Origin of the sequence: Pseudomonas emilianonis, assembly GCF_023072625.1 — a bacterium.
GTDB classification, from domain to species: domain Bacteria; phylum Pseudomonadota; class Gammaproteobacteria; order Pseudomonadales; family Pseudomonadaceae; genus Aquipseudomonas; species Aquipseudomonas paraveronii.
Window position 1 is genome coordinate 1 of sequence record NZ_JAKNRV010000686.1, and the last position, 1,158, is coordinate 1,158.

1 protein-coding gene and 2 pseudogenes are annotated in these 1,158 nt (G+C 63.8%); 2 read left to right on the plus strand and 1 reads right to left on the minus strand.

What is annotated here, in order from left to right:
• Together L9Z73_RS30860 and L9Z73_RS30865 are read left to right on the plus strand one after the other, a co-directional pair.
• Positions 1–823 (plus strand): aromatic amino acid lyase (locus tag L9Z73_RS30860; RefSeq protein WP_247408762.1); only part of this gene is annotated, 823 nt, incomplete at its 5' end.
• Between the two features lie 15 nt (positions 824–838).
• Positions 839–1,039 (plus strand): annotated as a pseudogene (locus L9Z73_RS30865) (imidazolonepropionase); the annotation flags it as partial.
• Here the strand turns inward: L9Z73_RS30865 and L9Z73_RS30870 are convergent.
• Positions 1,018–1,158, minus strand: a pseudogene (locus L9Z73_RS30870) (GGDEF domain-containing protein); the annotation flags it as partial. The pseudogenes L9Z73_RS30865 and L9Z73_RS30870 sit on opposite strands and share 22 nt — an antisense overlap.

The following is a 1,158-nucleotide window of genomic DNA, read 5'->3' on the forward strand; positions in this document are numbered from 1 at the left end:
CGATCCGCGCATTCACGCCGCGCGCGGCCAGCGTGGGCAGATCGATTCGGCGGCGGCGTACCGAGACCTGCTGGGCGAAAGCAGCCAGGTGTCGCAGTCGCACCAGAACTGCGACAAGGTGCAAGACCCTTACTCCCTGCGCTGCCAGCCACAAGTCATGGGCGCCTGCCTGACCCAGTTCCGCCAGGCCGCCGAGGTGCTGGTGATCGAGGCCAACGCGGTGTCGGATAACCCGCTGGTATTCGCCGCCGAAGGTGACGTGATCTCCGGCGGCAACTTCCACGCCGAGCCGGTGGCCATGGCCGCCGACAACATGGCGCTGGCCATCGCTGAAATCGGCTCGCTGAGCGAGCGGCGTATCTCGTTGATGATGGATAAGCACATGTCGCAACTGCCGCCGTTCCTGGTGGGCAATGGCGGGGTGAACTCCGGCTTCATGATCGCCCAGGTCACGGCTGCGGCACTCGCCAGCGAAAACAAGGCGCTCGCCCATCCCCACAGCGTCGACAGCCTGCCGACCTCGGCCAACCAGGAAGACCATGTGTCGATGGCTCCGGCTGCGGGCAAGCGCTTGTGGGAAATGGCTGAAAACGTTCGCGGCATTCTGGCCGTGGAATGGCTGGCGGCGTGCCAGGGCCTGGACCTGCGCGAAGGCCTGAAGACCTCGCCGAAGCTGGAAAAAGCACGCGCCACTCTGCGCGGCAAAGTGGCGTTCTACGACAAGGACCGCTTCTTCGCCCCGGACATCATCGCCGCCACCGAACTGCTCGCGAGCCGCTGTCTGAACGAGCTGGTGCCTGCCAAGTTGCTGCCGAGCCTGTAACCCGAGGAGTCTGGGATGAAAGCCCTTTGGCAACACTGCCACATCGCAACCATGGCGCACGGCAACTACTCGATCATCGAGGACGCCGCCATGGTCACCGCCGGTCAGTTCATTGAGTGGATCGGCCCGCGCAGCGAAGTGCCGACGGCGGATTACGCCCAGGTGCATGACCTGCAAGGCGCGTGGGTCACCCCCGGGCTGATCGACTGCCACACCGTACACGGCAGCAGCACCAGGCCCATGGACACCATCGTCATGTAACGATAGGCCGAATAGCACGAAACAGCGCTGACAGACATGCCCACGATAAACAGTATCACCAGCACTTGAGACAT